Source organism: Solibacillus sp., from assembly GCF_040273735.1.
GTDB lineage: Bacteria > Bacillota > Bacilli > Bacillales_A > Planococcaceae > Solibacillus.
The window spans coordinates 146,539-170,537 of the sequence record NZ_JBELZM010000002.1; the positions used below are offsets into that span (position 1 = coordinate 146,539).

28 protein-coding genes are annotated in these 23,999 nt (G+C 39.5%); 25 read left to right on the forward strand and 3 right to left on the reverse strand.

Annotated elements, in window-relative coordinates; all coding sequences use genetic code 11:
* Positions 1-51 precede the first annotated feature (51 nt).
* The gene (locus tag ABS917_RS02835) at positions 52-1,263 is read left to right on the forward strand and encodes a NupC/NupG family nucleoside CNT transporter (protein WP_350477583.1); all 1,212 of its coding nucleotides are present in this window, start codon (positions 52-54) and stop codon (positions 1,261-1,263) included.
* Between the two features lie 53 nt (positions 1,264-1,316).
* On the opposite strand, the gene yeiL is transcribed toward ABS917_RS02835, so the two are convergent.
* Entirely contained in the window at positions 1,317-1,985 is a 669-nt protein-coding gene (gene yeiL / locus ABS917_RS02840; protein ID WP_350477584.1) for a transcriptional regulator YeiL, read from the reverse strand.
* Between the two features lie 102 nt (positions 1,986-2,087).
* Between yeiL and ABS917_RS02845 the strand changes: the two genes are divergently transcribed.
* The 14 genes from ABS917_RS02845 (at position 2,088) to mtnN (ending at position 15,411) form a co-directional block, all read left to right on the forward strand.
* Positions 2,088-3,236, forward strand: coding sequence for an MFS transporter (locus ABS917_RS02845; RefSeq protein ID WP_350477585.1), 1,149 nt, complete (start codon positions 2,088-2,090; stop codon positions 3,234-3,236).
* 396 nt (positions 3,237-3,632) lie between these two features.
* Positions 3,633-6,305, forward strand: a complete 2,673-nt coding sequence (alaS, locus tag ABS917_RS02850) for an alanine--tRNA ligase (protein WP_350477586.1) — start codon at positions 3,633-3,635, stop codon at positions 6,303-6,305.
* A gap of 117 nt (positions 6,306-6,422) precedes the next feature.
* Positions 6,423-6,695: an IreB family regulatory phosphoprotein gene (locus ABS917_RS02855; RefSeq protein ID WP_350477587.1), complete on the forward strand. Its 273-nt coding sequence runs from the start codon at positions 6,423-6,425 to the stop codon at positions 6,693-6,695.
* Positions 6,692-7,108: a Holliday junction resolvase RuvX gene (gene ruvX, locus ABS917_RS02860; RefSeq protein ID WP_008407654.1), complete on the forward strand. Its 417-nt coding sequence runs from the start codon at positions 6,692-6,694 to the stop codon at positions 7,106-7,108. The genes ABS917_RS02855 and ruvX overlap by 4 nt, the downstream gene beginning before the upstream one ends.
* A 107-nt stretch (positions 7,109-7,215) precedes the next feature.
* Complete coding sequence (locus tag ABS917_RS02865; RefSeq protein WP_014823362.1) at positions 7,216-7,506, forward strand: DUF1292 domain-containing protein; 291 nt, start codon at positions 7,216-7,218, stop codon at positions 7,504-7,506.
* A 73-nt stretch (positions 7,507-7,579) separates the two neighbouring features.
* The gene (locus ABS917_RS02870; RefSeq protein ID WP_350477588.1) at positions 7,580-8,092 is read left to right on the forward strand and encodes a DUF1292 domain-containing protein; all 513 of its coding nucleotides are present in this window, start codon (positions 7,580-7,582) and stop codon (positions 8,090-8,092) included.
* A gap of 187 nt (positions 8,093-8,279) precedes the next feature.
* Positions 8,280-9,398: an endolytic transglycosylase MltG gene (gene mltG / locus ABS917_RS02875; protein WP_350477589.1), complete on the forward strand. Its 1,119-nt coding sequence runs from the start codon at positions 8,280-8,282 to the stop codon at positions 9,396-9,398.
* Between the two features lie 216 nt (positions 9,399-9,614).
* Complete coding sequence (locus ABS917_RS02880) at positions 9,615-10,247, forward strand: O-methyltransferase (RefSeq protein WP_350477590.1); 633 nt, start codon at positions 9,615-9,617, stop codon at positions 10,245-10,247.
* Positions 10,248-10,252: 5 nt separating this feature from the next.
* Positions 10,253-11,185, forward strand: a complete 933-nt coding sequence (locus tag ABS917_RS02885; protein ID WP_350477591.1) for a peptidase U32 family protein — start codon at positions 10,253-10,255, stop codon at positions 11,183-11,185.
* Positions 11,186-11,204: 19 nt separating this feature from the next.
* The gene (locus ABS917_RS02890) at positions 11,205-12,482 is read left to right on the forward strand and encodes a peptidase U32 family protein (RefSeq protein WP_350477592.1); all 1,278 of its coding nucleotides are present in this window, start codon (positions 11,205-11,207) and stop codon (positions 12,480-12,482) included.
* The gene (udk, locus tag ABS917_RS02895) at positions 12,482-13,117 is read left to right on the forward strand and encodes a uridine kinase (protein WP_350477593.1); all 636 of its coding nucleotides are present in this window, start codon (positions 12,482-12,484) and stop codon (positions 13,115-13,117) included. The genes ABS917_RS02890 and udk overlap by 1 nt, the downstream gene beginning before the upstream one ends.
* Before the next feature lie 265 nt (positions 13,118-13,382).
* On the forward strand, positions 13,383-13,868 hold the full coding sequence (greA, locus tag ABS917_RS02900) for a transcription elongation factor GreA (protein WP_350477594.1): 486 nt from the start codon (positions 13,383-13,385) through the stop codon (positions 13,866-13,868).
* A gap of 134 nt (positions 13,869-14,002) precedes the next feature.
* Positions 14,003-14,680, forward strand: a complete 678-nt coding sequence (locus tag ABS917_RS02905; protein ID WP_350477595.1) for a YrrS family protein — start codon at positions 14,003-14,005, stop codon at positions 14,678-14,680.
* 38 nt (positions 14,681-14,718) lie between these two features.
* Positions 14,719-15,411 carry a 5'-methylthioadenosine/S-adenosylhomocysteine nucleosidase gene (gene mtnN / locus ABS917_RS02910; RefSeq protein WP_350477596.1) on the forward strand — a complete coding sequence of 231 codons (693 nt, stop codon included), beginning with the start codon at positions 14,719-14,721 and terminating at the stop codon, positions 15,409-15,411.
* Between the two features lie 103 nt (positions 15,412-15,514).
* On the opposite strand, the gene sigK is transcribed toward mtnN, so the two are convergent.
* Both sigK and pssA read right to left on the reverse strand, forming a co-directional pair.
* On the reverse strand, positions 15,515-16,216 hold the full coding sequence (gene sigK, locus ABS917_RS02915) for an RNA polymerase sporulation sigma factor SigK (RefSeq protein ID WP_079527948.1): 702 nt from the start codon (positions 16,214-16,216) through the stop codon (positions 15,515-15,517).
* Between the two features lie 85 nt (positions 16,217-16,301).
* Positions 16,302-16,841, reverse strand: coding sequence for a CDP-diacylglycerol--serine O-phosphatidyltransferase (gene pssA / locus ABS917_RS02920; RefSeq protein ID WP_079527946.1), 540 nt, complete (start codon positions 16,839-16,841; stop codon positions 16,302-16,304).
* A 331-nt stretch (positions 16,842-17,172) separates the two neighbouring features.
* Here pssA and ABS917_RS02925 point away from each other — a divergent pair, with 331 nt between their 5' ends.
* The 10 genes from ABS917_RS02925 (at position 17,173) to ABS917_RS02970 (ending at position 23,945) form a co-directional block, all read left to right on the forward strand.
* The gene (locus tag ABS917_RS02925) at positions 17,173-17,955 is read left to right on the forward strand and encodes a phosphatidylserine decarboxylase (RefSeq protein ID WP_350477597.1); all 783 of its coding nucleotides are present in this window, start codon (positions 17,173-17,175) and stop codon (positions 17,953-17,955) included.
* A gap of 34 nt (positions 17,956-17,989) precedes the next feature.
* Positions 17,990-18,505, forward strand: a complete 516-nt coding sequence (locus tag ABS917_RS02930; RefSeq protein ID WP_008407628.1) for a YqeG family HAD IIIA-type phosphatase — start codon at positions 17,990-17,992, stop codon at positions 18,503-18,505.
* 56 nt (positions 18,506-18,561) lie between these two features.
* Positions 18,562-19,665 (forward strand): ribosome biogenesis GTPase YqeH, encoded by a 1,104-nt coding sequence (gene yqeH / locus ABS917_RS02935; protein ID WP_350477598.1) that lies wholly within the window; start codon positions 18,562-18,564, stop codon positions 19,663-19,665.
* A 151-nt stretch (positions 19,666-19,816) separates the two neighbouring features.
* Complete coding sequence (gene aroE, locus ABS917_RS02940; RefSeq protein WP_350477599.1) at positions 19,817-20,659, forward strand: shikimate dehydrogenase; 843 nt, start codon at positions 19,817-19,819, stop codon at positions 20,657-20,659.
* Positions 20,646-20,951, forward strand: a complete 306-nt coding sequence (yhbY, locus tag ABS917_RS02945; RefSeq protein WP_008407625.1) for a ribosome assembly RNA-binding protein YhbY — start codon at positions 20,646-20,648, stop codon at positions 20,949-20,951. Before aroE ends, yhbY begins: the two co-directional genes overlap by 14 nt.
* A 10-nt stretch (positions 20,952-20,961) precedes the next feature.
* Complete coding sequence (locus tag ABS917_RS02950; RefSeq protein WP_350477600.1) at positions 20,962-21,555, forward strand: nicotinate-nucleotide adenylyltransferase; 594 nt, start codon at positions 20,962-20,964, stop codon at positions 21,553-21,555.
* Complete coding sequence (gene yqeK, locus ABS917_RS02955; protein WP_350477601.1) at positions 21,524-22,084, forward strand: bis(5'-nucleosyl)-tetraphosphatase (symmetrical) YqeK; 561 nt, start codon at positions 21,524-21,526, stop codon at positions 22,082-22,084. Before ABS917_RS02950 ends, yqeK begins: the two co-directional genes overlap by 32 nt.
* Before the next feature lie 6 nt (positions 22,085-22,090).
* Positions 22,091-22,444 (forward strand): ribosome silencing factor, encoded by a 354-nt coding sequence (gene rsfS / locus ABS917_RS02960; RefSeq protein WP_008407622.1) that lies wholly within the window; start codon positions 22,091-22,093, stop codon positions 22,442-22,444.
* Positions 22,437-23,174 carry a class I SAM-dependent DNA methyltransferase gene (locus ABS917_RS02965; RefSeq protein WP_350477602.1) on the forward strand — a complete coding sequence of 246 codons (738 nt, stop codon included), beginning with the start codon at positions 22,437-22,439 and terminating at the stop codon, positions 23,172-23,174. Before rsfS ends, ABS917_RS02965 begins: the two co-directional genes overlap by 8 nt.
* Before the next feature lie 123 nt (positions 23,175-23,297).
* On the forward strand, positions 23,298-23,945 hold the full coding sequence (locus ABS917_RS02970; RefSeq protein ID WP_350477603.1) for a helix-hairpin-helix domain-containing protein: 648 nt from the start codon (positions 23,298-23,300) through the stop codon (positions 23,943-23,945).
* Positions 23,946-23,999: the final 54 nt, after the last annotated feature.

The window sequence follows — 23,999 nt, forward strand, 5'->3', positions numbered from 1 at the left end:
AATATTTACAAATGAAAAGGTTTTCAAAACTAAAAAAGAAGGTGCACATACATGGATTACGTATGGGGAATCATAGGTATTCTGGGAATCGTAGCGATTGCCATCGGGTTATCGAATAACCGTAAAGCAATTCAGTGGAGAATTATAATTGCAGGATTGATTGTACAGTTAATCTTTGCTTTTATCGTACTAAAGTGGTCGTATGGTCGAGAAAAACTAATGGATCTTTCTGCAGGCGTGCAAAAGTTAATTAGCTATGCGAATGAAGGAGTTAATTTTGTATTCGGCGGGTTAGCGAATCCGGATAATGTCGGGTTTGTATTCGCGATGAGCGTATTAACAATTATTATTTTCTTCTCATCTTTAATCTCTGTCCTTTATTACTTAGGGATTATGCAATTTGTCATTAAGATTATTGGTGGTTTCTTGTCGAAAGTATTAGGTACGACAAAAGCAGAATCTGTAAATGCCGCAGCCAATATTTTCGTTGGACAAACAGAAGCACCGCTTGTAATTCGTCCATTTTTAAATAAAATGACAAGATCGCAAATGTTCGCGGTTATGACAGGTGGACTTGCATCAGTTTCAGGTTCTGTATTAATCGGTTATTCATTGTTAGGTGTTCCGCTAGAATACTTATTGGCGGCAAGTTTCATGGCTGCTCCTGCAGGATTGGTAATGGCAAAATTAATGATTCCTGAAACAGAAGAAGTGAATGAAGATGACTTTAAATTAGAGCGTAATTCTGAAGCGACAAATGTTATTGATGCGGCTGCAGCAGGTGCATCTGACGGATTGAAATTAGCTGTAAACGTTGGTGCAATGCTATTAAGTTTCATCGCGTTAATTGCTTTATTAAACGGTATTTTAGGCGGCATCACAGGATTGTTTGGTTTTGATAATGTTACGCTTGAAGGTTTATTAGGCTATGTCTTTGCGCCATTGGCATTTTTAATCGGTGTTCCTTGGGATGAAGCAGTGCGTGCGGGTTCATTTATCGGTCAAAAATTAATATTAAATGAATTTGTTGCCTACTCTAACTTTGGTCCGATTATCGGCGAGTTTTCTGATAAAACAGCCATCATCATTTCGTTTGCACTTTGTGGTTTTGCAAACTTAAGCTCAATGGGTATTTTAATCGGCGGTTTAGGTGGTATGGCACCACAAAAACGTACGATGATTGCACAACTTGCAATTAAAGCAGTTGCTGCAGGTACATTAGCTTCATTATTATCAGCTGCAATTGCTGGTATGTTTATTTAATATCTTTCAGTGTTCAAGAGACTGTGCTAAAAATATTTTAGCGCAGTCTTTTTTTAATACGTAATTTCTGCTGCGAGTTTTTCCAGTTCAGGCCGATTAGTCAGAACATACCCGCGATTTTGCTTCGTGATATAGCCGGCTTCGCTGAATTGTGCAAGGACAAATAGCAGGTGGCGATAGGATACACCTAAGTAATCACAGACTTCTGTATGTTTTTCTTTATAGAATTGTTGATCTGAGGATAGTAGAATAAATGAGGCTAATCGGTTTTCCAACGAATAGGCCTGGTTTTGTGTATATTTTGCTGTTGCTGTAGTTGCTTTGTGACTTAAAAAAAGACAGAGCATTTTCAGAAAAACAGGATCTGCTAATAATTTTTCCTTCACTTCCTGAATCGAAATCGCAAAACATACTGACTTTGATAAAGTTTGAATGCCTTTTGAATAGCGTTCAGCATTTAACAATTCCATTTCGCCCATGAATGTTGGCGCGGTAATAAAATCGATGAGCGAGATTTTCCCATTTTTATGGGTAATATATAATTTAGCTTTCCCTTCAACCATGTAATACAAATAGTCAGGGATGGAATGCTCGTGGAAAATAAATTCGCCTTTATCGAATTCATACACATGGATAAATGGTACAATATCAAACGAAAAATATTGGGAAATCGGGTATTGTTCGATATATGAGAGACTTTCATCTATTGGTAACTTTCTCAATTATAGAGCAACTCCTTCCAGTAAAATATGAGATTTCTCACATTATTGTAGTATTTCTCATGTTAATATTCAACTTAATAAAAACGAAAAAGGATGAAGACTATGAATAATCAGCGTTGGCTCGCAAAAAACTTCTTTATGTTCTTTATTACATGGGGGATTTTCCTGCCATATTGGACAGGTTGGCTTATTAATGATAAAGGGCTTACGGTTTCGGAAGCGAGCATTATAATGGGCTTTGGACTGGTTGCACGGGCCATCTCAACGATGTTTATTTTCCCGTTTGTTTCTAAAGTGATGAGCAACAAAAATGTGCTGATCTTTTTTACTGCAAGTTCACTAATTGTGACGCTGCTATACATACCGATTAATTCATTCAGCGGCTTATTTTTAATGACATTGCTGTTCAGTGCTTTTTACCCGGCATTATTACCGGCTGTTGAGAGCAGTGCTTCCACGTTAATGCAACATGGATCCATACATTATGGGAAAGCGCGTTCGTTGGGATCTTTTGGGTTTGTCGTCGCTGTATTAATCATCAGTATGATCAGCGGGATGTACGGGGAGCAAATGATTTTGTGGATGATGATTTTAGGTTTAGCGGCATTGCTCATCATTCAATTCATGCCTGCACCTCAAGTTTTAAGCTTAGTGCCTGTAAGAGAGAACGGAAAAACGCTCTCAATGAAAGGACTATTTGAAGTAAAAAGCTTTATCATCGTATTGTTTGTCGTCATTTTACTTCAGGGGGCACACGCATCGTACTATAACTATGGATATATTTATTTGCAGGATCTGAATGTAAATCCGTTTTATATCGGCATGATTTTAAATGTTGCAGTAATATTTGAAGTTCTTTATTTTTATAAGGCCGATACAATTCTAACAAAATGGAAGCCTTCTTCATTATTGCTTATAGCGGCAATTGGCTCGAGTATTCGCTGGATACTAGTTTACGCATTTCCGAATATGCCGATGTTTATCATATCTCAGGCACTTCACGCCCTGTCGTTTGCGATGGCTCATTATGCCTTTATCCGCTATCTTTCAAAAGCTTTACCACAGGAACAGATTCCAAATGCACAGGGGATTTATTCTGCACTTGCAATGAGTTTAAGTGCAGCGATTCTGACATTATTAGGTGGCGCACTTTATGAAATCGAGCCAGGTTTGGCGTTCTTAGGAATGACTATATGTACAGTGCCTGCAATCCTTTTAATTTTACTGACGAAAAAACGCTTTAATTATTAAGGAATGCCGATTGACAGCACGATGTCTATTTTTTATAATGAAGAGCATAATAAAATGAAAACGATGATGGAAAAAGTACGTATGGACTTCGTGAGCAGAAAGAGATTTCCCGGCTGAAAAAATCTCCCCGAATAAATACTGAAAGCTACTCCAGAGTGCAGCTAACCACTGCCGTTTGCTTACGTTACAAGCACTTGAGATATAATGCATGCGCGTTATAAATTAGGGTGGTACCACGAGATAATAGTCTTCGTCCCTTTACCGGGATGAAGGCTTTTTTTGTTTTCTTCAGCGGATTATTGAGATTTCCGGTGAACGAAGCACTTATCTAGGTGAAGGTGTAATTAATCCGTACCAAAATTCATCGACTTCAATAAAAATTAGGAGGAAAAAATCATGACAACAAAAATTATGACAGGTTCCGAAATTCGTCGGCTTTATTTGAATTTCTTTAAAGAAAAAGGGCATCATATTGAACCATCAGCACCATTAGTTCCAATTAATGACCCATCACTTTTATGGATCAACTCAGGGGTGGCGACATTAAAACCGTATTTTGACGGTCGTATCATTCCAGATAACCCGCGTATTACTAACGCACAAAAATCGATTCGTACTAACGATATCGAAAACGTAGGGAAAACAGCGCGTCACCATACATTCTTTGAAATGTTAGGGAACTTCTCTATCGGGGATTACTTTAAAAAAGAATCTATTCATTACGCTTGGGAGTTTTTAACGGATCCAAAATGGATGGGCTTCGATCCTGAAAAGTTATCGGTAACAATCCACCCTGAAGATCAGGAAGCATATGACGTATGGCACAATGAAATCGGGATTCCTAAAGAGCGCCTAATCCGACTTGAAGGCAACTTCTGGGATATCGGTGAAGGTCCATCTGGTCCAAACTCTGAAATCTTCTATGATCGCGGTGAAGAGTACGGTGTTGGTGCACCGGCGGAAGAAATGTACACAGGCGGGGAAAACGAGCGTTACCTTGAAATTTGGAACCTTGTATTTTCTCAATTCAACCACAATCCGGATGGCACATATACACCACTTCCAAAGCAAAACATCGATACAGGTATGGGTCTTGAACGTATCGTTTCTGTAGTACAAAACGTACCAACAAACTTTGATACAGATCTTTTCATGCCAATCATTGAAAAAACGGAAACGTTTGCCAACCGTACGTACAAACGTCCGCATGAAGTGGATTTAAGCGAAATTTTCGGATCAACTGAAGATGTAAATACACCATTTAAAGTAATTGCCGACCACATCCGTACAGTAGCATTTGCTATCGGGGACGGTGCATTACCATCAAATGAAGGCCGCGGCTATGTATTGCGTCGTCTATTACGTCGTGCTGTTCGATATGCGAAAAAAATCGGCATCGAAAAGCCTTTTATGTTTGAGTTAGTGCCGACTGTCGGAGAGATTATGCATGATTTCTATCCGCAAGTAAAAGAAAAGGAAGCATTTATTCAACGTGTTATTAAAAACGAAGAAGTGCGCTTCCATGAAACACTTGACGGTGGATTAGCAATTTTCAACGAAGTTGCAGAAAGCCAAAAAGCAAAAGGCGAAACAGTTATTCCGGGTGCTGATGCATTCCGACTGTATGATACATTCGGTTTCCCGATTGAGTTAACGGAAGAGTATGCAGAAGAAGTTGGCATGACAGTTGACCATGAAGGTTTTGAAGCTTCTATGGAACAACAGCGTGAACGTGCTCGTAATGCACGTGCTGATGTGGATTCAATGCAAGTGCAAAACGAAGTGCTTTCGAATTTAACACAGCAATCTACATTTATTTATGATGCATTTGAAGCTTCTGCAAAAGTTGCTGCAATTGTTGTCAACGGACAGGAAACTTCAACTGCTTCTGAAGGTGAAGAAGCGTTGGTCATTCTATCCGAAACACCGTTCTATGCTGAAATGGGTGGACAAATTGCCGATACTGGTCTCATTGAAGCAGACGGATTCACTGCCATCGTAAAAGATGTTCAGAAAGCACCAAATGGCCAGCCATTGCACACAGTTGTAGTAGAATCAGGTGAGATGAACGTCGGTGATACGGCTACTGCAAAAGTAGATGAAGCTAAACGTAAATTAATCCTTAAAAACCATACAGCAACACACTTAATGCACCGTGCGTTAAAAGACGTATTAGGAGACCATGTAGCACAAGCTGGTTCTTATGTTGGACCGGACCGTTTACGTTTTGACTTCTCTCACTTTGGCGCTGCAACGAAAGAAGAGCTTGCGCAAGTTGAGCGCGCAGTAAACGAAAAAATTTGGGAAGATATCGAAGTCATTATTCAGGAAATGGATATCGATTCTGCAAAAGCGATGGGTGCAATGGCGCTATTCGGTGAAAAATATGGTGACGTTGTCCGTGTTGTAGCCGTTTCGGACTACTCTATCGAACTTTGCGGCGGACTGCATGTAAGCCGTTCATCTGAAATCGGCATTTTCAAAATAGTATCTGAAAGTGGCATCGGTGCAGGTACACGCCGTATCGAGGCTGTTACAGGAAAATCGGCATATGAAGCGATTAAAGAAGAAGAAGCGATCTTGAATGAAGCGGCTGGCCTATTAAAATCAAATGCTAAAGATGTGGCAACTCGTGTGGCAACACTTCAAGCAGATTACAAAGAACTTCAACGCGAAAATGATTCATTGTCTCAAAAAATTGCAAATGCACAAGCTGGCGCAGTATTGGATGCCGCACAAAAAATTGGTGATGTGACAGTACTTGCTACTCGTGTAGAAGCAAAAGACAATAATCAATTACGCCAAATGATGGATGATTTAAAAGAAAAAATGGAATCAGCTGTTATTGTTCTAGGTGCTGTCGATGGCGAGAAAGTAATGTTATGCGCGGGTGTAACGAAGGACATCGTAGGTGGGAACTATCACGCTGGGAACATTGTGAAGCAAGTTGCTGAAGCTTGCGGCGGTAAAGGCGGCGGTCGTCCGGATATGGCGATGGCAGGTGCAAAAGATGCTGCTAAACTGGAAGAAGCGTTAAATGCTGTATACGAACATGTAAAATCTTTCTAAACAACTAAATTTTACTACTGGCATATTTGAAGTGCTTGCAGGAATAAGTTATAATGATATAAATGGAGATGGGAGAGTGTGCTCCATCTCCTCATTGCTGAAAGCGAGGTGCTGGTCTTGAGTTCTTTCGATAAAACAATGAAATTCAGTTTTCCAGAAGAATCCATGGAACAAGAAGTAAAGCAAGTGATGCTGAAGGTGTATGCGGCTTTAGAGGAAAAAGGGTACAATCCAACAAATCAAATTGTAGGGTATTTATTATCTGGTGACCCGGCATACATCCCTCGCCACCAGGACGCACGTAATTTAATCCGCAAGCTTGAACGTGACGAGATTTTAGAGGAACTCGTTAGATTTTATATTAGAAAGAATACTGAGGCGGATAAATGAGAATTATGGGTTTAGACGTCGGCTCGAAAACAGTCGGCGTTGCAATTAGCGATGCGCTAGGGTGGACAGCGCAAGGAATCGAGACGATAAAAATCGATGAAGCGGCAGGCGAATTTGGTATTGAACGTATTAATGAGCTTGTAAAGGAACACAATGTAACAGAATTCGTTGTAGGCTACCCGAAAAACATGAATAATACAATCGGTCCCCGAGGGGAAGCTTCCGAAAGCTATAAAAAGCTGCTGGAAGATACATTCGGTTTTCCTGTTAAGCTTTGGGACGAGCGTATGACAACGATGGCTGCTGAGCGTATGTTGATCGAAGCAGACGTAAGCCGTAAAAAAAGAAAGCAAGTTATTGATAAAATGGCTGCTGTCATGATTTTACAAGGCTATTTAGATAGTAAAAACTAAAGTTGCTCCACATGATGCTTTTTTGTACTTATCCGAAAAGGCTTTATGTATAATGAGTTGAGCAGCAACAGGCACCAATGCCTAAATATTATGAAGAGGTGACGATCATGTCAGAACAACAAAATCACATTACAGTAGTCGATGAAAACGGCAACGAACAACTTTGCGAAATTTTACACACTTTCGATTCAGAAGAGTTCGGTAAATCATACGTATTATATTCTTTAGTAGGCGCAGAAGAAGATGAAGATGGCGCAGTTGAAATCTTTGCCTCTGCATTCGTTCCTGCTGAAAACGGTGAAGATGGCGAATTAACGCCTATCGAAACAGAAGCAGAATGGGATTTAATCGAAGAAGTATTAAATCAGATTGAAGACGAATTAGGCGAAGAAGAATAATTCATTTGACACGATAAAAACAGAGTGGGTGATGAGCCTGCTCTGTTTTATTCATTCATTGGGAGGAATTAGTATGGAAGAAAATATTTTTATTTTGCAAAAAGAAGATGGCGGAGAGCAGCAATGCCGCGTTGTATTTACATTTGATTCGGAAGAGCATTCTTATGTATTATTTTCATTAATTGGTGATGAAGAAGCAGGTATTTCTGCACTTCGCTATGTTCTCGATGAGAATGGCGAAATGAGTGGTTTTTCGGACATTGAAACAGATGAAGAATGGGCAATGGTTGAAGAAGTTATGAATACGGTGCTTGCAGAATTTGGCTCGGATCAGACAAATTACTTCACCATCACGAATGAAGATGATGAAGAAGTTATGTGCCAAATATTGCATCGCTTCGATAGCAACGGCAAAAATTACTTGTTCTATGCAATAATGGAAGACGATGAGCCTGTACTCGAGGAAGTATACGCTTCAGCTTACATCGCTGGCGACAATGGTGAAGTAGCGGACTTGCTTCCTATCGAAACAGATCAAGAGTGGGAAATGGTAGAACAAGTATTAAACTCATTAGCACAAAACTAATTTCAAGAACCTTACTGACGATGTATACGACAGTAAGGTTTTTTTATTGTACAAAATTAGACAAAAACGAACATTTTCTATTATAAAACGTCGCAAATAGTGAGAATTTACATACCTTTCGTGGCTCTATATTGTGTCGAAAGGAATTTTTATGTATCATTATGAAAGAGAAAAAGGGGGGACTCCCGTGCTAGACGAAAATAAGAAGCAAGAAATGTTCAATAAGATGAAAGAGCGTAAAGGAGAAGTTAAAACGGTGCGTAAAATAGTGGGAATCATCGCGCTTGTCGCTCTTCTTATTATTGCCATTGTCGGTTTCGTAGGATACAACTATGTGACATCGGCATTGGAACCGATGGACCCGGAATCGAACGAAAAAGTTGAAGTCGAAATTCCTATGGGCTCAGGTATTACATTAATATCAACTATTCTAGAAGATAAGGGCATTGTAAAGAATGCGCAGATTTTTAAATATTATACTAAATTTAAAAATGAATCGGAATTCCAAGCCGGCAGTTATTCTTTAACGAAATCCATGACACTCGACGAAATTATTGAAAGTTTAAAGACGGGTCGTGTGTATCGCGAGCCTGTATTTACAATGACAGTGCCAGAAGGGTTAACGCTCGAGCAAGTAGCAGATGTTGTACAGAAAAATACTCCTCATAAAGCAGAAGACTTCATGAAAAAAGTGACGGATGCCGCTTATGTTCAGCAATTAATCACTGAATATCCTGATTTATTGTCAGAAGCTATTTTAAAGGAGAATATCCGTCATCCGTTAGAAGGTTATTTATATCCGGCAACATACCCATTCTTTGAGGAAAACCCAACGATTGAGGAAATTATCGATACAATGCTTTCTGCAATGAATACCATTGTTTCCGAATACACTCCGATATTGGAAGAACGCGAAACATCGGTACATGAATTGCTGACATTTGCATCATTACTTGAAGAAGAGGCAACTGCGCAAACAGATCGTGAAACAATTGCGAGTGTATTCTATAACCGTATGGAAATTGAGATGCCTTTACAGACAGACCCGACCGTACTGTATGCATTAGGTTCGCATAAAGACCGCGTGCTGTATGAAGATTTGGAAGTGGACAACCCGTATAATACGTATCAAAATGTTGGATTGCCTCCAGGACCAATTGCGGGAGCCGGAAAAACATCAATTGAAGCGGCATTGAACCCTTCACAAACTGATTATTTATATTTCCTGGCAGATAAAGAAGGCATAAATCATTTTGCTAAAACGTATGAACAACATTTAGCGAACATCGAAAAATATTTACGTTAAGAAAGTTAAGTTGTAGAAAAGGAATCGAATGGCTTGAAATTTCCGTTTTACGATGGAATTCAGGAAATTGTTCGCATTCCTTTTCTTTTCATGCTATTATAAATTGTGATTTTTTGTCCTTATATAACAATTTTGTAGGCGCAAACATCTTCGTTTCGTCTTTTTTCTTGTGAATGAAAGATGTGCGCAAACAACCAGGTAAAGGGAGAATGACGAATGGAATTATCAGACGCTTATATTGCTTCCTTCATTCCTGAACGTGATGAATTACTAATGGAAATGGAACGCTTCGCAGAACAGAATCATGTCCCGATTATGCAGCTTGCAGGAATAGAGTCACTGAATCAAATTTTGCGTATTCAAAATCCGAAATCGATTTTGGAAATTGGAACGGCAATTGGCTATTCTGCTTTACGAATGGCACAAGCGCTGCCAGATTGTCATATTGTGACGATAGAACGCGATGTGTCGCGAGTTCAGTATGCCAAGGAATTCATTGCAAGGTCAGAGGTGGCAAACCGCATACAAGTAATAGAGGGCGATGCGTTAGAGGTAGACATGGAAACACTTCCTACTACTTTTGATGCTGTTTTTATTGATGCGGCAAAAGGGCAATACATGAAGTTTTTCGAAAAATACGCATCACTTGTTCCATCGGGTGGCGTTTTATACATCGATAATATGTATATGCACGGATTATCAGATTTAGATATAAAAGATGTACCTAGAAGAAAAAGAACGATGATCCGCAATTTAAAAACATTTTCAGACTGGATCATGGCACATCCGGATTATTCGAGTGCCTTTTTCCCTGTCGGTGATGGTTTGTTAATTTGTTTGAAGAGGTGATTAGTGTGAAAAAACCAGAATTATTAGTAACACCACAATCCATTGAGCATATTACAGCACTACTTGAGGCAGGTGCAGATGCTTTTGTGATCGGTGAACAAAAATTTGGCTTACGTTTAGCTGGAGACTTTACAGTAGCACAGGTGGAAGAAGCAACAAAGCTGATTCACGCTGCAGGTAAAAAGGTTTATGTAGCGGTCAATGCATTATTCCACAACGATCGTTTAGACGCATTGGATGAATATTTAGTACAGATGCAGCGTATCGGGGTAGACGCACTATTATTTGGGGACCCTGCAGTAATTATCGCAGTGCGTGAAAACAACGTAACCGTTCCGTTGCATTGGAATCCGGAAACGATTGCAACGAACTTCTTCCAAGTGAACTATTGGGGTGAACGCGGTAGTAAGCGTGCAGTATTGGCACGTGAACTTTCAGTCGATGAAGTTATTGAAATTAAAGAAAATACAAAGCATGAAATCGAAGTACAAGTACATGGCATGACTTGTATGTTCCAATCTAAGCGCTCGCTTTTAGGAAACTATTTCCTGTACCGTGACGAAGCGATGGAAATTGAAAATCGTAAAGAAAACAAAAATATGTTCCTTCACGACAAAGAACGTAAAAATAAATATCCGATCTATGAGGATATGAATGGCACACATATCTTCTCCCCGAATGACATGTGCATTATCGAAGAGTTAAATGAATTGTTTGAGGCGGGTATCGATTCATTTAAAATTGATGGGGTCCTTCAAACGTTTGATTATACGGTGACAGTTACAAAACTTTACCGTCAAGCAATTGATACGTATTTTGATCAAGGCGAAGATGCGTACGATGAAATTAAAACCGGGTTATTTGAGCAAATCGAAGCAATTCAGCCAGCGTTACGTCCACTGGATACTGGCTTCATCTACAAGGAAACAGTCTACTAGGAAGGAGAACGGACGCAGTATGCTACAATTAATTCAAAATGAAAAGATCCGTGAAACTATTAACGGAAAAACAGTAATTACGAAAAAACCAGAGCTTTTAGCACCGGCAGGAAGCTTGGAAAAATTAAAAGTAGCCGTTCACTACGGTGCTGACGCTGTATTTATAGGTGGTCAGGAATTTGGTTTACGTTCAAACGCAGGGAACTTCACAATTGAAGAAATGAAGGAAGGCGTTGAATTTGCCAACAAATACGGAGCCGTTGTATATGTAACGACAAATATTTTCGCGCATAACGAAAATATGGACGGTTTGGAAGAATACCTGCAGGCAATCGAGGGAGCTGGCGTAAAAGGGATTATCGTTGCAGACCCGTTAATTATTGAAACTTGTAAAAAGTGCGCCCCCTCTTTAGAAATCCATCTTTCTACACAGCAGTCTTTATCCAACTGGAAGGCGGTAAAGTACTGGAAAGAAGAAGGTTTGGAACGTGTTGTTTTAGCACGTGAAGTTGGCGGGGAAGAAATGCGTAAAATGAAAGAAGAGGTAGACATTGAAATCGAAGCATTTGTGCACGGTGCAATGTGTATCGCTTATTCCGGACGCTGTACACTTTCAAACCATATGACGGCACGTGACTCAAACCGTGGCGGCTGCTGTCAGTCTTGCCGTTGGGATTATGATTTATATGAAAATAACGATGGTGAAGAAACAGCATTGTTTAACGAAGGTGAAGCACCGTTTGCAATGAGCCCGAAAGACTTGAAATTGATCGAATCCATTCCTCACATGATTGAGTTGGGGATTGATTCATTAAAAGTGGAAGGCCGAATGAAGTCGATTCACTATATTGCAACAGTTATTTCCGTTTATCGTAAAGTAATTGATGCTTACTGTGCAGATCCGGAAAACTTTACTTTTGAAAAAGAATGGCTGGAAGAATTGGCGCGCTGTGCAAACCGTGCAACTGCTTCGTCATTCTTTGAAGGTGAGCCAAGCTATAAACAACAAATGTTTGGTTTCCATTCTCATAAAATGAAGTGGGATTTCGCAGGGTTTGTAATGGACTATGATGCCGAAACACAAATGGTAACATTAGAACAACGCAACTATTTCAAAACAGGCGATACGGTTGAATTTTTCGGCCCTAATATGGATACATTCAAAATGACGGTTGGCCAGCTTTGGGATGAAAAGGGTAATGAACTCGATGTTGCCCGCCACCCACTACAAATCGTTAAATTTAAAGTTGATCGCTCATTATCACATTTTGATATGATGCGAAAGGAGAATAATTAATGTCAAACCGTCCAGTTGTAATCGGAATTGCCGGTGGTTCATGCTCAGGTAAAACGAGCGTGACACGTTCTATATACGATGTTTTCCGTGAACATTCAGTAGTTGTAATCGAACAGGATTATTATTATAAAGACCAAAGCCATATGACGTTTGAACAACGTCTGGAAACAAATTATGATCATCCGCTTGCATTTGACAATGATTTGCTGATCGAGCATATTCATCGTTTACTTGCCTATGAAGCAGTGGAAAAACCGGTCTATGATTATGTGCAGCATACACGTTCAAATGAAGTCATCCATGTAGAACCTAAAGATGTAATTATCGTCGAAGGGATTTTAGTGCTGGAGGACGAGCGTCTGCGTGATTTAATGGATATTAAATTATTTGTGGATACGGATTCTGATTTACGTATTATCCGACGCATTCAACGCGATATTAAAGAACGCGGTCGTACAGCTGATTCGGTAATCGATCAGTATTTAACTGCAGTGCGTCCAATGCACAATATGTTTATCGAACCGACTAAGCGATATGCAGATGTAATCATCCCTGAAGGCGGGGAAAATAACGTGGCAATTGACTTAATGGTAACGAAAATAAAAACAATTCTTGAAACTGAATCCAACTTGTAATATGATGATGTAGTATTTACAATAATTACATGTTAAATTGGTAGAACAACATAAATAATTAATCATAAAATTCGGCTGCCCGTATTACGGTGTAAACTTCTTCTAAAAGAAGGGATTTACACATACCGTAAACTAGTAGTCGGGTTTTCTGTTATTTATGAACAAAATACGTGAAAATAACTTTTAAAATTATACGTATTTTTAGAAATAGAATAGAAAACGCAAAAAGAAAACGTTTTCAAGTTATTACTAAGGAGTGGGAATAATGTCAAACGAAAAACAATATCCAATGACACTAGAAGGAAAACAAAAATTAGAAGATGAATTAAACACGCTTAAAACAGTAAAGCGTCCGGAAGTTGTAGAGCGTATTAAAGTAGCTCGCAGCTTCGGTGACCTTTCTGAGAACTCTGAGTATGATTCAGCAAAAGAAGAGCAAGGATTTGTGGAAGGCCGTATTTCATTGATCGAGCAAATGCTGCGTAATGCTGTCATAATTACAGAGGACGATTCATCAAATACAATTTCTTTAGGGAAAACAGTTACATTTGATGAGCTGATCAACGGTAAACGTGCAAACTTTGAAGAATCTTACACAATTGTTGGTTCAGCTGAAGCTGATCCGATGGAAGGTAAAATTTCGAATGATTCTCCAATTGCTAAAGCTTTAATGGGCAAGCATGTGGATGATGTTGTAAAACTGACAACACCAGGTGGAGATATGGAAGTTATTATTTTAGAAGTAAAATAATTCATGAAGCAGTTAGCATCAAATTGCTAGCTGCTTTTCTTTTGTTGATAAATTTGGAAGAGTTTCCAATGTTCGATTTCCGTGCAACCTTTGCTCTTCTAATGCTAAAATAGGTGTGCATAGGAGGAATTGAAATGGAACGAAAAAGACGATTTCAAACACGACAACAGTATGCTGAACAAAAAACAAAACAGACGAAATTTCAAAAAGCGGATAAAAGATTAAATTATTTAATCGCTATTGTCGCTGTGTTAATTGTGGCAACATTAATTTTTATTATTACACAAGAGCCAGAACCTAAAAACGAAGCTGAGCAAGATTCACCGGCAGAAGTAGCAACTGATGTCACGGAAGATGACGCTGGACAAGGTACGGAAGATAATGAAACAGAAACAACTGTACCGGAAGATGTTGAAGAGGAAGATAACGCTACTGATGAAACCGAACAGCCAACATCTGAATCAGGTGACATAGTAAGTCCTTCCGACGATCCGTCAGTAAAAGAAGTTATTACAAATCCGAATTGGCCGGCCTATCCGACGGCACAAACAGGTGAACATGTGTCGACATATGAAAAAGGGCATATTGATTACGAAGAAAAACTAAAAGCAATTTTTAGTGTCATTGATTTACAGCAGGAAAACAGTATTGTACTGCGTGTGAACAATAACGGTAGTACGGAAAGTGCAATTGCCGTAGTCACATCTATGGACAAAGAACAAAAATACCGTGTAAGTATAGAATGGGTTGACAATGAAGGCTGGAAACCGGTTCAAGTAGAAGTTTTATCAACATTAGAAGGTTCACGATAACGAAGAATAGTCAGCAAGTTAATTGGAGGAATGAATAAATGACAATAGCAGTAATCGGCGCAATGGAGCAGGAAGTAGAATTATTACGCGGTGCTCTACAAAATACGCAAACAGAAACAATTGCAAACAGTGAATACACAACAGGTACATATGAAGGCAAAGAAGTCGTACTGTTAAAGAGCGGTATCGGTAAAGTGAATGCTGCAATGTCTACGACAATCTTATTGGAAAAGTTTAATCCGAAAGTTGTCATCAATACAGGATCTGCAGGCGGTTTTGATGCAGCATTAAAAGTTGGCGATATCGTCATTTCGGATGAAGTACGTCATCATGATGTGGATGTTACTGCTTTTGGTTATGAGATCGGTCAAATGGCCGGGATGCCAGCAGCATATAAATCGGATAAACAATTAATGGAAGTTGCGAAACAGGCAGTTAAAGAAGTGGGAGAGCATAATTACAGTGTAGGTCTTATTTGTTCAGGCGATGTATTTATGAGCAACCCTGAGCGTGTTGAGGCAGTACGAAAAGATTTTCCTGCAATGAAAGCCGTGGAAATGGAAGCGGCAGCTGTAGCGCAAGTATGCCATCAATTCAATACACCGTTTGTTGTCATTCGTGCACTATCGGATATAGCAGGACAAGAATCAAGCATGTCATTTGATGAGTTTTTACCTGTTGCAGCGAAACACTCAACAGAAATCGTATTAAACGCGATTACAAAATTATAATTCGGATCAAAATGAGTAATGCCCAATCTCTAAAAGGATTGGGCATTTTTTAAATCGCGTGTGGAGTTATTGTTTGTTCGAAATTTATCTACTTTCATCTAGCCTATTCTTTCTCTCCATGCTTAAACTGCTGGTAAAGCTTAATAAGTGCCCGTTTTTCAATGCGTGAAACATAGCTGCGTGAAATATTGAGTCTTTTGGCAATTTCTTTTTGGGTATGCGGGTCGAAGTTTTGAAGTCCATAGCGGTAGGAAATAATTTCGAGCTCACGTGGATCCAGTGTATCCAAATAGCGATACAGCTGGGCAAAATCCTCCTGTCGTTCAATTTTTTCGATTGTTGAAGGTTCATCAAGCTGCAGTAAATCACGGATTTGAAGAGACTGCCCATCTTTATCGACACCAATCGGCTCAAATAACGAGACATCTTTTTGCACTTTTTTTTGTGCACGAAGATGCATCAGAATTTCATTTTCGATACATCGGGCGGCATATGTGGCAAGACGGGTCTTTTTTTCTGGTGTGAAGCTGCTTACGGCTTTCATAAGACCAATCGTGCCAATTGAAATATAATCATCAAGCAAATCGTGTGAAGGATGGAATTTTTTTACGACGTGCGCAACTAGCCGCATATTTCGCTCAATTAATTCGACACGAGCGCTTTCATCCCCCTTTATAAAACGATTGATGACTTCTTCTTCTTCCTCGCGTGATAACGGTTTATAAAAAGTCTGCCCTTTTAAATAGCCTAATAATGCGGGAAGCTCAAGCCAAAGTTGAACCAATGCTGTCACAAAACCGCTCAAGCAATTAACATCCTTTCATCTTTTCGACAGTATATGATGAATTTTGCGCAGAAATGAAAAAAGTGTAAGAGCGATATTTCTGCTCTTACACTTTTTTTAATGTAAACGTACTTACCATCAATAGTGCCAACACCGGGAAAAGAATTAAGTAAAATGTTTCGGATAACATATTTGTAAAGAAATAAGAAATAGTTAGTAATGTACCCGCCGCAGTAATCGGCAGTCCTACGAAATAACCTGTTGAATCCATCACATTGAATCGAGCCAAACGCAACGCACCAGCAGCAATAAATAATACTGGCATCATCATACCTGTAAATCCTGCATTCATTAATGCCATTTCATACATTAACAGGGCAGGTGCTACACCAAAGGAAATAATATCCGCCATGGAATCAAGCTGTTTTCCCAATTCGGATTCCTGATTAAATTTACGGGCAACTTTACCATCATAACGATCTAAAAAAGCAGCGATAAAAATTAATAATACACTGTAGCTATGATATTCATTTAATGTGGCCATAATTGCAGCCCCACCAAACGACATATTTGTAATTGTAATAATATTAGCAGCATTTGCTTTTATTTTTTTAAACGTCGAATCAACTTTTTGAAGTAGAAACATTGGAAAACACTCCCTTGCACATCGGCTATATTCTATTATACTTGTTCTATTAAAAAAAGGTAATAGTTAATTCATATTAAGACCTATCTTTGTATGGCCAGTCATTATATAATTTACTTTTATCCCGCATTAACGGGTAGTATTTAATCTGCTTCTAAAGCGTATCGGCAGAAGCAAATCTCCCGCTATAGACTTTAGTAGAGAAAAGGATAGGCAGGGGATCAACTATCCCAAAAGGCAAAAGCACCATTGGTTCAGTGGGGAATGAAGAAAACCCACTGATTGAAGTTTCACTTTTATTCAATACTTAATTAAAACCGGAGGACCTAGAATGAAGGAAAAATTATACCGGAATATGATAGAACTATCAAATGGTAAGATCTCTTCGAAAATTTTACAACAGATCGCACAATCACGTTTAAGTAAAAACTTTATTCGTAGTTATAGTCAAATATACGGAATTAACATAAAAGAAGTTTCAAAATCTCCAAAAGAATTTACTAGCCTGCATGATTTTTTTGTTCGCCAGTTGAAAGAAGAAGTCCGTCCGGTAGATGTTCGCAAAAATATATTTGCAAGTCCTGTCGATGCAAAAATAGAAGCATTCGGCAATATTGAAGATCAGGAAATATTTACTGTGAAAAATAAACCGTATTCTTTAATTGATCTGATGGGAAATGAAACACAGGCAAAGAGGTATAATAATGGCAAATATATTGTTTTTTACTTGAGTCCTGCAGATTATCACCGTATCCATAGTCCGATTGATGGTGTTGTTAAGCGTCAATATATACTTGGACAGAAGTCTTATCCAGTAAACCAGATGGGCTTGCAATATGGAAAAAAACCGATCAGTCATAATTATCGTATGATTAGCGAAATTAACTATGAAAAACAACATTATACAGCGTTCATTAAAGTAGGAGCGACATTTGTGAATTCAATTGAACTTACAAACACGTCTGCACAGTGGAAAAAAGGGGAAGAAGTTGGCTATTTTGCGTTCGGCTCAACCGTTGTGATGTTATTTGAACAAAATGCAATTGAATTTACCGAGAATGTAACAAATGGAGCGAAGATAAAAATGGGAGAAGCCTTTGCTACTATGGTATAATGAAAAAATAAATTTTGAGTTAGGGGTTACGGCTTTGTACAACTTTTTATTACCAGATGAATTTATTCGCAGTGTATATGAAATTACACCGGAAAAATTAAAGGATTTAGGCATTAAAGGGATCATAACAGATTTAGATAATACGCTTGTTGAATGGGACCGTGCTGATGCAACGGAAGAGCTTGTACAATGGTTTGAAATGATGCGTGAAGCAGGCATAAAAATTATCATTGCCTCAAACAATCATGAAGCACGGGTGCGCCAGTTTGCAGAACCGCATGGCATTCCGTTTATTTTCCGTGCCAAAAAACCATTAGGTGCAGCATATTATGCGGCCCTTGTCCAGCTGCGTCTACGTCGCCATGAAGTTGCGATGCTGGGAGATCAGCTATTAACAGATGTGATGGGTGCAAAACGTCAAAAACTTTATACGTTTTTAGTTCGTCCTGTTGCTGACTCTGATGGACTCGTCACAAAATTTAACCGCTTCGTCGAACGTCGTGTATATAACGATTTAAAGCGAAAAGGAAAGTATCCTTGGGAAGACTAAAAACTACCCAAGTTTTTTTGCATGAGTGTGCAATAGTAGTTAGGAGGAAATAGTGAATGAATGAAATGCCACAATGTATTGGCTGTGGAACAGTGATTCAAACTGAAGATAAAAATGGATTAGGGTATGCACCTGCATCCTCGCTGGAAAAGGAAATGATTATTTGTCAACGTTGTTTCCGTTTAAAAAACTATAATGAAATCCAACCTGTTAGCTTAACGGATGATGATTTTTTACGTATTTTAAACGGTCTTGGACAACAGCAAGGTCTGATTGTGAAAATCGTGGATATTTTCGATTTCAATGGCAGCTGGCTACCAGGTTTACACCGATTCGTTGGAAATAATCCGATTCTTTTAGTAGCAAATAAAGCAGACCTTTTACCAAAATCGGTAAAAGAAAAGAAAGTGATCAACTGGTTAAAACGTGAAGCGAAAGCGCTTGGATTAAAGCCGGTTGATGTGAAGCTTGTTTCGGCACATAAAGGAATGGGCATGCAGGAAGTCGTTGAAGCGATTGAAGAATACCGAAATGGCAAAGATGTATATGTTGTAGGTTGTACAAATGTCGGTAAATCGACGTTTATTAACCGTATTATTAAGCAAGCTACAGGTGAAGGAGAAATTATTACTACTTCTCATTTCCCGGGAACTACGCTTGATATGATTGGCATTCCGTTAGATGACGGATCATCTTTGTATGATACACCTGGTATTATCAATCACCACCAAATGGCACACCATATCGATTCGAGTGAATTAAAATATATTATGCCGAAAAAAGAAATTAAACCAAAAGTGTATCAGCAAAACCCTGGACAAACACTATTTATCGGTGCTCTTGCCCGTTTTGATTTTATTCAAGGCGAGCGTTCGGCATTTACTGTACATGTTGCAAATGATTTGCCGATCCACCGTACGAAGCTGGAACGAGCGGATCAATTATATGATGAACATAAAGGTGAGTTACTGGCACCTCCAACGTCTAAACATATTGATCAATTACCGCCATTAGTGCGTCACGAGTTCTCGATCAAAGAACCAAAAACTGATGTAGTTATTTCAGGATTGGGCTGGATTACAGTACAGCATGCCAATGTTGTCGTAGCAGCACACGCACCAAAAGGAGTAGAAGTATTCATTCGTCCATCACTGATTTAATAGTGCGGTCTCTTCACCTAATTTAGGATAAAATTTTTATCCTCTGAAGTTAGTTGATTGGAATGAAGAGGAGGCGGGCATTTTCGCCTTCTTTTCATCAAGTAAATTATTTTACAGTGAATGAATGGTAGTAGGAAAGAGGGAAATGTCGATGAAAAAGTGGTTTGCGGTTATTGGGGATCCGATTGCACAGTCAAAATCTCCAGAAATGCATAATGCATGGTATGAAGAAGCGAATGTGGATGCAACGTATATCCCGATACACGTGAAGCCAGAACATCTACAACAAGCTGTTGCATCATTCAAACTGTTAGGGACAAGCGGCTGGAATGTAACGATTCCGCATAAACAAGCGATCATTCCGTTCCTTGACGAGCTTGACGAGCTTGCCGAAAAGATGGGTGCGGTCAATACGGTCGTGCGCACTGCAGAAGGTAAATTAAAAGGCTATAATACTGATGGTCCGGGTTTTGTAAAATCACTTGAACATGTAATCGGCACTACGAAGCGTGAGGCACCTGTTTTACTGATTGGAGCAGGCGGCGCAGCCCGCGGTATTGCATTTGCCCTTCAACTGACAGGTTATACGAATATAACAATTGCCAACAGGACAGTTGAAAAAGCACAGCAAATTATTGATGAATTACATGCCGGCCAAGCTGTTTCAATGCAAGAAGCAGAACAAAGCCTGGCTAATTATGAAATTTTTATTCAAACAACACCAGCAGGAATGACTACGGGCGACTTTGCATTACCATTTTCGCTTGAAAAGTTCCCGGCAGGCGCAATTGCTGCAGATATTGTGTATAATCCATTAATGACGCCCTTTTTGCAAGCGGCTGAGCAAAAAGGGGCGACGATTGTCAATGGGTTAGGCATGTTCGTGCATCAAGGTGCGATTGCTTACCAACACTGGTTAGGTCATTATCCAAATACAAATGCAATGATTGCCCGTTTAACGGCGCAATTAGGAGGAAATTATGTTAACAGGTAAACAAAAACGTTTTTTACGTGCTGAGGCACATCACTTAGATCCAATTTTCCAAGTTGGGAAAGGTGGCGTAAATGATGCAATGATTGCACAATTACGCGATGTATTGGAAGCACGCGAACTTATTAAAGTACGCATTTTAGACAACTGTGAAGAAGACAAAAATGTCGTGGCGGAAGAACTGGCTGCCGGTACACGTGCCGAGCTTGTTCAACTGATCGGGTTGACAGTTGTTTTATATAAAGAATCACGCAACAACAAAAAAATCGTATTACCAAAAGTAGCTACGAAATAAGGTGAATTTAATGAAGAAAGTCGGTCTTTTTGGCGGAACTTTTAATCCACCGCATATTGGACATTTAATGATGGCCAATGAAGTGTATGCAGCGCTTGATTTGACGGAAGTACGCTTTATGCCGAACGCAAAACCGCCGCATAAGGATTTGGCACGCTCAGCAACAAATGCGCAGCGTCTGCGGATGGTTGAGCTGGCAATCGAGGAAATTCAATATTTTCATGTGGAAACATATGAACTTGAGCGCGGAGGGGTATCCTATACATTCGACACAATGAAAGTATTGTGTGAACGTGAACCACAAACACAGTTTTATTTTATTATTGGCGGGGACATGATCGATTCTTTGCATACATGGCACCGTATCGATGAATTAATGAAACTTGTCACATTTGTTGGAGTGAAGCGCCCGGGCAGTGAAGCAAAATCTTCCTATGACGTGTGTATGGTGGAAGCTCCGCAAATTGACCTTTCTTCAACATATATTCGAAACCGATTACAGCAAACAGAGGCACCTTTACAGTTTTTATTGCCTGCTGCAGTTGAACAGTATATTCGAAAGGAAGGTTTGTATGGAACGTCAAACGATGCTGGCAGCGATTAAGGATCGGATGCCTGAAAAGCGGTATATTCATACGATTGGGGTAATGGAAACAGCGATTCGTTTAGCTCAACAATACGGTGAAAATCCCCAAAAAGCCGAAATCGCGGCTATTTTCCATGATATCGCTAAATATGCGGATGTTGACTGGATGAAGCAAGTCGTGATTGAACAGCAGTTGGATGTGCGCCTGCTTGACTGGAATGCTGAAATATTGCATGGTCCGGTCGGTGCCTGGATTGTCGAGACAGAATTCCAAATAAATGATGAAGCCATTTTAAATGCAATTCGTTACCATACTACCGGACGTGTGAATATGACAACTTTTGAGAAAATTATTTATATAGCAGATATGATTGAACCGAATCGTAAATTTCAGGGTGTTGAGGAACTAAGAACGTTGGCAGACATCAGTTTAGAGGATGCATTCCGGGCATGTGTGACACATACGCTCAGTTTTTTAGTTTCGTCACAGCAGGCAATTTACCCTGTTTCAATTGAATGCTACAACAGCTTATTAAGAGAGGAATAAACATACATGAATGAAACGTTATTAAATATTACGTACAAAGCAATCGATGACAAGCGAGGAGAAGATATCGTTGCATTAAATATGCAGGGAATTTCACTTTTAGCTGATTATTTCATCATTGCGGAAGGTAGCTCAGAGCGCCAAGTACAGGCAATTGCACGTGAAATTAAAGAAAAAGCGGAAGAAGCGGGCTACACAGTTCGCAAGCTTGAAGGCTTTGATACTGCACGCTGGATTTTAGTCGATATGGGTGATGTTGTTGCACATATTTTCCATAAAGATGAGCGTGCTTATTACAACCTAGAGCGTCTATGGGGAGATGCACCACAATTAGACGCGCCACAAATGGACAATGAATAGTTATGAGCGATTTGCGGAAGTTTATGATGAATTAATGACAGATATCCCGTACACGGAATATGTGGAATGGATTCAGACATATGCACCTGCACAGAACTATAAAAATCTGCTCGATATCGGCTGTGGTACAGCAACGCTTGCTTTCTTACTGCATAAAGCGGGTTACGCTGTATCAGGTATTGACTTATCGGAAGAAATGCTTGCTATTGCGAGTGCCCGTATGGAGGATGAAAAAATTACAATGCCTCTATATGCGATGTCAATGGACGAACTGGAAGGTTTCAGCGAGTTGGATGTGGCCATCATTCCAATTGACTCGATCAATTATGTAAAAGAGCAGCAAAATGTCGTGGAAACATTGAAAAGGATATTTGGCAGTCTTCGTGAAGGCGGACAACTATTTTTTGATGTACATTCGTTATATAAAATGGACAATATTTTTCTTGACGGTCCATTTACATATGATGACGGCGAAATTTCATATGTTTGGTATACTGAGCCGGGTGAAGAACCGCATTCTGTGTACCATCAAATGACATTTTTTGTACTAACAGAAAGCGGCCTGTTTGAACGCTTTGATGAAGAACATTATCAGCGGACATTTGCGTTTGAACAATATGTGAAATGGCTGAAAGAAATCGGTTTTTCTCATGTTGAAGTGACGGCAGACTGGATGGCAACACAACCGACTGATGAAAGCGAACGAATTTTTATCCGGGCAGTTAAATAAAATAGCCGGAAAAGTAAGTTTCAGCAGTTTTGATGGAAATACCTTTTCATAAAGAAGTGGAATTTGTATAGTGGATGTAAGCTCCATATATAAAACCTTCTTTATGAAAGGGTGTTTTTTATTTTGCAGCCATTTCTGGAGAAATATAAAAAGCAGCTCGCCATTATGGGCGGAATAGTTGCTGTGGTATTAATCTACTTATTATTCCTCGATGATTCCTCGCACAGTGCTACGATTGAAACAATTGATCAAATGACAATTCCTGCTAGAGAAGAACCTTCCGCAAATCCGGACACGGAAATCGAAACTGAACGTAAGCCGATAATGGTTGATGTAAAAGGAGCGGTAAAATATCCGGGTGTGTATACGTTATCCGAAGAACAACGGATTGTCGATGCCGTTGAAGCAGCAGGAGGATACACAGACGATGCCAATCCGGTGCTCATTAACCATGCCCAAAGGCTTCAGGATGAAATGGTGATCTATATACCTAAAACGGGTGAAGAGCCTGCAGAGGTAATGGAACAGATGATACAGGCAGGCCCGGCAACCGGCTCCGGCAGTGGAGATACGAACGGGAAGATTAATATAAATAAAGCGATGGAAGCGGAGTTAACCCAGCTCCCGGGAATCGGTCCCTCCAAAGCGGGGGCAATTATTCAGCATCGGTCCGAACATGGGAATTTTCAAGTCATTGATGATTTAAAAAAAGTTACGGGAATCGGGGAGAAAACATTTGAGCAGTTAAAGGACTTAATCGACGTAAAATAAAGTGAAATTTCTGATCGGTCTTACATTGCGAATGTCAGGAACTACGTATAAACT

Bases quoted from the DNA above. Each gene is read 5' to 3' on its own strand.
- ABS917_RS02835 (WP_350477583.1), top strand. From the start codon at position 52: ATGGATTACGTATGGGGAATCATAGGTATTCTGGGAATCGTAGCGATT.
- ABS917_RS02845 (WP_350477585.1), top strand. From the start codon at position 2,088: ATGAATAATCAGCGTTGGCTCGCAAAAAACTTCTTTATGTTCTTTATT.
- alaS (WP_350477586.1), top strand. From the start codon at position 3,633: ATGACAACAAAAATTATGACAGGTTCCGAAATTCGTCGGCTTTATTTG.
- ruvX (WP_008407654.1), top strand. From the start codon at position 6,692: ATGAGAATTATGGGTTTAGACGTCGGCTCGAAAACAGTCGGCGTTGCA.
- ABS917_RS02865 (WP_014823362.1), top strand. From the start codon at position 7,216: ATGTCAGAACAACAAAATCACATTACAGTAGTCGATGAAAACGGCAAC.
- ABS917_RS02870 (WP_350477588.1), top strand. From the start codon at position 7,580: ATGGAAGAAAATATTTTTATTTTGCAAAAAGAAGATGGCGGAGAGCAG.
- ABS917_RS02880 (WP_350477590.1), top strand. From the start codon at position 9,615: ATGGAATTATCAGACGCTTATATTGCTTCCTTCATTCCTGAACGTGAT.
- ABS917_RS02890 (WP_350477592.1), top strand. From the start codon at position 11,205: ATGCTACAATTAATTCAAAATGAAAAGATCCGTGAAACTATTAACGGA.
- udk (WP_350477593.1), top strand. From the start codon at position 12,482: ATGTCAAACCGTCCAGTTGTAATCGGAATTGCCGGTGGTTCATGCTCA.
- greA (WP_350477594.1), top strand. From the start codon at position 13,383: ATGTCAAACGAAAAACAATATCCAATGACACTAGAAGGAAAACAAAAA.
- ABS917_RS02905 (WP_350477595.1), top strand. From the start codon at position 14,003: ATGGAACGAAAAAGACGATTTCAAACACGACAACAGTATGCTGAACAA.
- mtnN (WP_350477596.1), top strand. From the start codon at position 14,719: ATGACAATAGCAGTAATCGGCGCAATGGAGCAGGAAGTAGAATTATTA.
- pssA (WP_079527946.1), bottom strand. From the start codon at position 16,841: ATGTTTCTACTTCAAAAAGTTGATTCGACGTTTAAAAAAATAAAAGCA.
- ABS917_RS02925 (WP_350477597.1), top strand. From the start codon at position 17,173: ATGAAGGAAAAATTATACCGGAATATGATAGAACTATCAAATGGTAAG.
- yqeH (WP_350477598.1), top strand. From the start codon at position 18,562: ATGAATGAAATGCCACAATGTATTGGCTGTGGAACAGTGATTCAAACT.
- aroE (WP_350477599.1), top strand. From the start codon at position 19,817: ATGAAAAAGTGGTTTGCGGTTATTGGGGATCCGATTGCACAGTCAAAA.
- yhbY (WP_008407625.1), top strand. From the start codon at position 20,646: ATGTTAACAGGTAAACAAAAACGTTTTTTACGTGCTGAGGCACATCAC.
- ABS917_RS02950 (WP_350477600.1), top strand. From the start codon at position 20,962: ATGAAGAAAGTCGGTCTTTTTGGCGGAACTTTTAATCCACCGCATATT.
- yqeK (WP_350477601.1), top strand. From the start codon at position 21,524: ATGGAACGTCAAACGATGCTGGCAGCGATTAAGGATCGGATGCCTGAA.
- rsfS (WP_008407622.1), top strand. From the start codon at position 22,091: ATGAATGAAACGTTATTAAATATTACGTACAAAGCAATCGATGACAAG.
- ABS917_RS02965 (WP_350477602.1), top strand. From the start codon at position 22,437: ATGAATAGTTATGAGCGATTTGCGGAAGTTTATGATGAATTAATGACA.